An 8,004-nucleotide genomic window follows, 5' to 3' on the forward strand; every position below is an offset into this window, starting at 1 on the left:
TTGCCGGTCGCCGCTTTACCGATCCAGGCGAGCGGCGCGCGCTCGGTTTTCATCTGCGGTCCGGCGAGGATCAGCAGCGCGATGTTTTCGTTGAGCTGACTATCTTTCGGCGGGAAGCTCGGCGCGTCCCAGTTCATTACCCAGACGCTTTCCTTCGGGTGCGCATGGAGGTAGTCGAGTGCTGCGTTCAGCGAAGTAAAGCCCGCGTTCGGCCCGCCGGGCGTGACGCGTACGTCTGGCGGTGTGTTCTTGCTCCAAAGATCCGGGAATGCCTTCGTGCCAATCTCGAAGTAGTCCACCATCTCGTCGCGCAAGAACGTTGCTGCTTCGGTGGGATCGAGTCGATCGGACGGAATCGCGAACTCGACATGAACGCCGGCAAGTTCGCGCCACTTCTTTCGGTCGTCTGGCTTGACCGTGTAAAAGTACTTTCCGTTCATCACATATCTTTCGTCAAAGAGCCCGAGAAGCTTGTCGATATACTTTTCATAGAAGCCTTCGAAGGTTTCTCTGCCGCGATTTCCATATGCAATTCCCGCAACTGGCTGAAGCGAAGTAAAACTAGCAGGATCGGTCCTCACCATGTCGTCGCCCTTGTTCGGCTTCACGAGACCTAGTGTCCAAAGAATCTGCCATTCAGTCGGGTAATCGCGGCGTTGAAGAGGGTTCAACCATTCAAGCCCTACCACCTGAGCAACAAATGGCTTGGCAGTTTCCGCCGGTGCAGGCTGCATTACGACGGCTTTTGCCGTCGCGGTACCAGACACGCAAAGGGCAAGGAATGTGCTCACAACAAACACGCACACACCCATCCATAGAGGAAAATGCAACAATCGCCTCATAAGGCCCTCGCCTGTAAAATATTGAGGCTCGCGCCCGTCGGTATAAAGCATCCATGCAAGGGTCGCCGCAAACGTCAACATAATTGCGCCCACTGCAAGCAGGAGCCGGCGAGGCCAGGCGCCGATCAGCGAATTCATACGAGGTCCCCCATATTGAGGAATAGTTCACCCTCCCGCCTGTCCTGAATCATTGGCGGCCTCATGGCCTCCGGGTCGCTACGGGTCCAGTCATGCAGCACCTGATGGTTGTATTTCCCCGTTTCGAAATACTTCCAATACTTTTTGTTCGGATTGCTCTTATCGAGGCCATCACCGAACCGCCAGTCAGCCTCGATACGAAGCATCTGCCAGTCTTCCTCAGACAAGTAGCAAAGGCCAATCGCGATGTCGTATGCGAGCGCTTTCTCCGCATGCATCGGATTCGTCAAGGTCGTCGAGTGGTTTGTCGGATTGTTTTTGCTGCCCTCTTTCAGAATCTTGCCGATCTGCCCGTTACGCCATGTTTTGTATTCGATCGTCGCCTTGGCCAGATTGTCCTCGCCGGCCACCTTGCCGTCGTCGTTCACCCACCCTTTAGTACGACCGTGCCGCTCGTTTCGGCGAGCCTCCTGCCGCATCAGTGCATGGTCCTCGTAGCGTCGCGCGGCCTCCGATTCCTGCGTTCCCTGTGCCTGGGTTCCAGGCTCATCCGATCGGAACGTGTCATAAGGGTCGTCCGCGTCCTTGTCACCCTCAGTCTTTTGCGCATTGCGCGCGGCAGACGGCGGGTCGTAACTCTCATTGAACCGGCTCTTTAAGCCATCAACGACAATCTCCGACACCCTCCCATAACGCATCGCCTCGGGCTCGAACGGCTCGTCCAGCTTCGGAGCGGTTACAGGGATGGTCCAGTTCTCCGGCGGATCAGCATTGATGCGCGGCTTCACGATGAGCCTGGCGAAATAGAGAAGCGGCGCCGATGCCAACGTGCCCAGCGCGGCCAACGGATTTTCGTTCGCATTCAATGCTCGGTAGAGCCCGAACTCGGCACTCGGCGACGGTGGATACCAAAATCCCTTGCTCCGGTTCACCGTCGCCCGCCAGTCGTCTTCCCAATAGCGATACGTAGGGCTGTCAGCTGGATCCTTTCCGACTAACCACCCGGACGCGAACACGCGCTGCGTGAAGACACCATGACCGCCCGTCCGCTCGATCTCCTCGGCGCTCATGCCGCGCCAGCCGATGCCTTGCACGGTCGTCGCCGAAATCACCTGATCGTGCGGGCAGCAATAGAGCGTCACACGGCCTAGCGTATGGCCATTCAGGCCGTGACTCGTGCGGTCGTCGCCGGCGCTATACGGCTTACCTTTCGCAGACGGCCGTTTGTTGCCCATGTCCTCGTCGAGTTCGCGCGCATCGGGCTCCAGCGCCGCGCGCTTGCGCAATATCTCAAAGAAGGCTTTCAAGGTGTCAGCCCGAGCGTTGAACGTCGCGCGGCCACGGTTGCCATCGGCGTCGCGCACCGCGCGCTGCGCCCAGTTCTCCATGCCCAGCTTTTCGACGAGGCTGTACGGTGCATTGGCCAATACGTAGGCGTCCGCCACACAGCTTCCGGCCTTGCCCCATGGATCGGTGACATCGGACATCCTGTCCCCGAGAAAGGCGGCCGCCAGCCCGATCATATTGCCCTGGCTGTGACACACAACAGTAATCGGCACATCGGCTTGCTTCTCTCGTATCGATTTGATCAGCTTGGCGAGCCGTAGCGCCGCCATCACCATGTAGGCGCGCGGCGGCGTCTGATAGACCAGCCGCGGCGTGGAATTCAACGCCTGCACCGTGAGCCAGCCGAAGATTCGATCGTCGAGCCCGGGGCTCCATAGATCCGCGAGGCTCGAACAGCCATTCGCAAACGGGCCGCCGCCCCAATAGTTGTGCTCGTTGAGAAACAGGTTCGCGCCGTAGTCCTTGAGATCCTGCTTGTTTGCCTTGTAGCCCCAACGGAAATGGATGACCGGAGAGAACGACGGATCCGGCTTGATATAAGTCTCAGCCCACATCTTCGGATTGACGTAACCGTCAGGCGTCAAACTCTCGATGTAACTGACCGGTGCCATCTGCCCGGCCTTGACGCCCGTATAAGCCAGCTGGTCGTCCAAGCGGCCCAACCGCCGGTTTAGCCCTTTGCACAGCCCCTCCTCGGCAGCGGTGTACCACTCGCCTTCCGAGTTCACACCGTGCACGAAAATAACGACGCCCGGCAGCGGCATTTGTTTGACGCAGATAAGCTCATTGCGAGCGCCAAAGAGGGTGACGCCCTGCACTCGACCGACTTGAATGCGCGGCGGGTCGGCGACGGCCCCAGCTGGCGACGTAGCTGTATTCAGATTTGAGTCGCTCATATTCTTGTTGTCACGTTGGTTGATCAGGTTTTCTTCTTGAAGAAGACCGCGTCCAACTGCTCGAATTGATCGCTATCGATTGGTTCAGAGCATCCCGCCGCATCGGTCGCACCCTTGACGATCTGCCCCGTGGCTCGCCGAACTTCGGCGTCGTAACCGGGGATGCCTTCCGCGTCCGTGGCACGAATGAGTTTCGGCATGCGGTCGAGCGCCGCATCGTCGAATGAAGGAAAGTCGGCACCCATGCTCGCCGGCCCATCCCATGTATGCCCTGCCGCCTTGACCGTGAAGCGGCCGGGACAACCCAGTTCAATATCGCCGCCCCGAAGCTTCAAGTAGGCCCCGCCCGACGTGACAAAGACCACCTCGTCGCTCGCCGTGCCGGCGAGCTGGCCGTCCGCAGCCATGAGCCGGATACTCTTCGCCGATTCGATCTGCGTATCGTCGGCCTGGCTCTGAAGCATCACCTTGCCTTGATTGGCGATGGCCGAGACGCCCTCTCGATGCGCGAACATCGCCACGCCATGTCCGGCCTGAAGATTGACCCGATGAGCGCTCGCGAATTGAATATGACCCTGGGCGACCGAGTCGACATTGCCGCCCGCATGCATCGCGATGGTTTTGGATGTCGCGGCGCTGATTCCGTCCGGCGCGGTAATGCCGATCGCAGCTTGTTCGGTCGAACCGTCTCCATCAGCATCCGGCCAACTCTTCACCGTTGAAGCAAGTTCGTCTTGCGGCTGCATATCGAAATCGACGCCACGATGCGCCGCTGCGTATTCGCCGAGGCTGCGCGAAAGCGCCATGCATTCGTGCATCAGCCGAAGATATTCATCGCGCGACAATTGACCGCCGGCTGCATTCAATCGCTGCCAAGCCGAGATCAGCAACGCTTTGCCACTGCGAATTGCCACGTTGGCATCGCTACGCAACTCCGCCCCTTCGCCGCGCGCCTCCGCCCACCCTCCTTCGCGCGGATGGGCGAGATACCCCAAATTGAGCTCGCTGCTCGCATGTGCGCTGGCGAGCTGGCCGCTTATCTGCCCTGTAGTGTCGTCGAACCGCAATTGGTTATAGCGAGTGCCTTTGATTTCCTCGGTCTTGATCCCGGACAAATGGCGGTTCGCAGGCAGCGATCCCTTGTTGCTGAAAGCAGCCGGCGTTTTCGCGCCGTTGTAGAGCACCCCGACGACGAACATCTTGTCGGGATCGCCGTTCAGGAAGTCGAGGATGACTTCCATGCCCCTGCGCGGCAGCAGGCTCTCACCGAAGCGCGAGCCCGCCCACCGCGTGCTCACCGGAACTGCCGCGCTATCCGCAGGGGTACCACTCGTGCCTGCCCCTTTCGCATGCGCGTGATCTTCGGCGCTAAGCCCCTCGATCTGCACGCGAATTCGCCCCAGCTCGTCGCAATAGACTTCATCGCCTTCAGGACACACCACGACACCCGTGATCGGATGCACGCGCGGCAAATGAACCCGCGGATCGTAGAGCGGCGTCAACGGCGTATCGCGCGATACGCAACTGAACGTGTTCTCATAGCGGCTTTCCGGCGTGCCGGTCCACGCGCTTGGTCGCGCAGGCGTGCTGACGGAGGGCGGCAGCGGAGAATCGAACAGCCACTGGCTCGCAGCGAAGAGCGCCTGCGCGCGCTCAGTCAAATCTCTGGGAAGATTGTTCTCACCGCGATGATGAAGGGACGTCACGATGACCCATCGATTCCACTCGTGTAGCCGGTCGAAGTCGGGGTGCCCGGCGATGCCGATCCTATGGCCCACGGCAAGGTCGCGCACATTGCTCGCACCTTCGATGCACATGCTCCGCGCGTGATGGGCATCCGCGCGCCACGTGCCGCGTTGGTCGTACTCGTCCCAAGAATCGGCCGTATCGGGCGGATCGATGCGAGCATCCTTAAGCAAGCTCGCGAGGTCGTTGCCGGCCTTCCCCTGATCGACTCCCGTCCGCATTCCAATGTGATCGACTCGCGCTTGGTCCCGATTCCAGCCCACGTTCCGTGTCGAGCCCGGCACGATCCGGCGCCCCGAAGAAAGCCGAGTGATCGTGTCGCGCTGATCGTGCGCACTATGCGATCGATAGTGAACCCACCCTGCTGAAGAATCGTCGAGACTATGCGACCGCTCGAAGAGGACGAGCGTATGTGCGACCGCGTTAAGGTCGTATCCGCTTCGGTGATTGCGCGTGCCTGCTTTGATGAACCAGGCGATACCTTCGCGCCGGCACAGCCGGCGAATGAAATCGGCGTCGGACTCCTCGAATTGGATCGTCTGATCGTGGCTCCGACATCGGTCGAGCTGCAGCCGGGAGATGTCGAGATCGAACGAACTTGCCAGCGTCGAACTCTTGCGGCGCCACTCCGCGACGAGCGTAGCGACGATCCCCGGCACCGTCTCGTTGCGAAAAATCCGCGTGTTGACGCGCCGCTCGAGAATGCTCAATGCATCGCGAATGACGAGCTGATAGGCGATCAGCCCCAAATCGGACGCACCCTTCCACGCGTCCGTCACCATGCCGCAAATCGAATGCAGGTCGCCGCGGTCCGTCACGAGCTGGACGGCGACCGGCACACCGAGCAAAGCAGTAAGCGATATGCCATCGATACCGGTCACGCAAGACAGCCTGCCCTCGATACCGCCGCAAAGCTCCTCGCGAATATCGATGCCCTGCGGCAGGATGAGCCCATCGAATTCTTTCTCTGTATCGCGCCACTTCAATCGAAAGGCGCGATTCGCCTGGGACGGCAAAGGCCCGTACCCAACTTGTACTAGCACTCGGTTCTGCATCGCCTACTCTCTTGCTTTGTTATTGCCTCTGTTCGTATCGAATCGCTCCAATTGCGCATATGCGATACGCATGAAGCGATCGCATGTGAACGAGGCGAACGATGCGCCGCGAAAGCTATCGCGATCTTCTAGTGCGATCAAACTAGGACGAAATAACGGGACGGACGACTCGGGTCAGCATCAACACGGGCGATGCGGACTGGGTAAGGGCGCTGGCTCGACTGCCTCGTCGAGCAGTATTACGACTTCGCAAGAGCGCTGGCTGACCGGTATTGGGTCATGCGGCGTGGCGAGATCGTCGCGGGCGGAGCGGGAGCCCGGGTGGGTGAGAAGGGGGTTCGGGAGTTGATTGTTGTTTAAGCGCCTCCCTCGTTACTCATCTGCGCACGAGCAACACGGCCACTCGATTGAGGAACGCAGAGTTTGAGGAGCAGCGCGCCGAAGAGGCCAGCTACCCCGCACATGATCAGCAATGAAGATGGCGATATGCCCATTGCTACGCCGAAACCGAGCATGGCCACGCTTGCCGCCGATGCTAGTCGAGCGCAAACCTTCGATAACGCCGAGTAGCTCAGGTATTGAGGGCCCTTCAGCTTTGAGATCAGTACTTTCTGAACAGCGCCAAGCTCGAATGCATACAGCAGGCCCATCGCAGAACAGAGCGTGATATCGAGCCAGAAATTCGTACATGACCCGATCGCTATGGCCAGTCCTGCCGTCAGGGCAACGATACGGACAATGCCGCTCAGCCTCGCTGCCGGAATGGCGCCGTCACCCATCAGCATGACGGCGATCTGATAGACAAAAAAGAGAAAATACAACGCACTGATGCCATTCAAAGCGATGTTCGACGTCGGCTTTAGCTCTACGATGAGCAGGTACGTTACCCCTCCAAAAGCAAAGTTAACGACAAGCTGATAGAGCAGCCCCCATCGCATCAATCGGTTCGCCATGACCGAACTGAATGGCCGCTTGCAACGGGCATCGTCGCTTTCAGACTTCTCGGCAGAGCCCGAGGCGAGCACTGTCTCGTCGACAGACTGGAGCGCGAGCAGGCTCAGACTCAGCAAAACAACTATCACCGGAACGAAATAAAAGATGTCCAGATCGCGATTGACGATGCTTAGAGCGAATGCCGGCGCAAGAGCGAGCGATCCGCGCGAAATGATGTTTTGTATGCTAGCGCTCTGGCTCAGATCGAGCGCGAATGCTTGCTGCGCGATAAACGGGAAATCCGCACTGAACGCACCGTCGACCAAGAGGAGAAGCTTGAAGGCGATAAGGGCTGCGATAACAAGGAGACCACTGCCTTCGCTGTGCAGCAATGAAATGGCGGCGAGCCAGGCCACTGCCAAAGCCGGACGTAGGTAGCGACACCAGGCAACTCGCGTCGGCAACCCGGCTCGCGCGGCCACCGCGGAACCCGGCACCGCAAAGACGAGTTTCAATAGCGAATCCCCCGTCGACACGGCTGCAGCAAGCGCGAAGTGGCCGCCGTGAGCGAGATATATGGTGAAGAAGTGCGCAATCGTCGTATCGAGCGCCAGATGCCAGTACAGGGGAATTCCCCTTGCTACGTTCCACATATATCGAAGGTGGACTAGTGGGAAAAGGCGTCGTGGCGCCGACAGCTGTCGTGATCGGTCAACATCTGCTTGTTCTGCTCAAGCGGCCCTCCATCGTGCAAGCGACTCGCGCTCATACGCGCACTGACGATGAAAGGCTCGAGATGAGCGTCGCACCGCACGTCGTCTTGTAGCCGTCGAAAGCTGCAGGCTTGCCGTCGACGATGAAGTCCGGATCGCCTTCTGTGATCACGCAGGATCCGTGTCCGGCGATCGGACAAGAACAGCGATCGCCGAGTCTGGCGACCGCGCGACCCATCACGTCGCTCATGTCGCTCCCTGTTTCGACCCTGCCACCGTGACTCGTTGCATCTCCGACTCGGATGATGCCTCGCATTCCGTCGCTCCTCTTTCT

Annotated in this window: 5 protein-coding genes and 1 pseudogene; 1 reads left to right on the forward strand and 5 read right to left on the reverse strand. The window is 59.4% G+C overall.

The window, feature by feature from the left end:
- The 3 genes from B0G57_RS31500 to B0G57_RS30420 form a co-directional block, all read right to left on the reverse strand.
- Positions 1–980 (reverse strand): virulence factor (locus B0G57_RS31500; RefSeq protein WP_199189662.1); only part of this gene is annotated, 980 nt, incomplete at its 3' end.
- Positions 977–3,223 (reverse strand): T6SS effector phospholipase Tle3 domain-containing protein, encoded by a 2,247-nt coding sequence (locus tag B0G57_RS30415; RefSeq protein ID WP_102606797.1) that lies wholly within the window; start codon positions 3,221–3,223, stop codon positions 977–979. The genes B0G57_RS30415 and B0G57_RS31500, both read right to left, overlap by 4 nt.
- Before the next feature lie 23 nt (positions 3,224–3,246).
- Positions 3,247–5,955: a type VI secretion system Vgr family protein gene (locus tag B0G57_RS30420; RefSeq protein WP_018442293.1), complete on the reverse strand. Its 2,709-nt coding sequence runs from the start codon at positions 5,953–5,955 to the stop codon at positions 3,247–3,249.
- 294 nt (positions 5,956–6,249) lie between these two features.
- On the opposite strand from B0G57_RS30420, the pseudogene B0G57_RS30425 reads away from it, so the two are divergent.
- A pseudogene (locus tag B0G57_RS30425) lies at positions 6,250–6,384 on the forward strand (ABC transporter ATP-binding protein); the annotation flags it as partial.
- Here the strand turns inward: B0G57_RS30425 and B0G57_RS30430 are convergent.
- Both B0G57_RS30430 and B0G57_RS30435 read right to left on the reverse strand, forming a co-directional pair.
- On the reverse strand, positions 6,381–7,610 hold the full coding sequence (locus B0G57_RS30430; RefSeq protein ID WP_018442295.1) for a hypothetical protein: 1,230 nt from the start codon (positions 7,608–7,610) through the stop codon (positions 6,381–6,383). The pseudogene B0G57_RS30425 and the gene B0G57_RS30430 overlap by 4 nt on opposite strands.
- A 112-nt stretch (positions 7,611–7,722) precedes the next feature.
- The gene (locus B0G57_RS30435) at positions 7,723–7,986 is read right to left on the reverse strand and encodes a PAAR domain-containing protein (protein WP_026229973.1); all 264 of its coding nucleotides are present in this window, start codon (positions 7,984–7,986) and stop codon (positions 7,723–7,725) included.
- Between the last annotated feature and the right edge of the window lie 18 nt (positions 7,987–8,004).

Source organism: Trinickia symbiotica (genome assembly GCF_002934455.1).
Taxonomy (GTDB): Bacteria; Pseudomonadota; Gammaproteobacteria; order Burkholderiales; family Burkholderiaceae; genus Trinickia; species Trinickia symbiotica.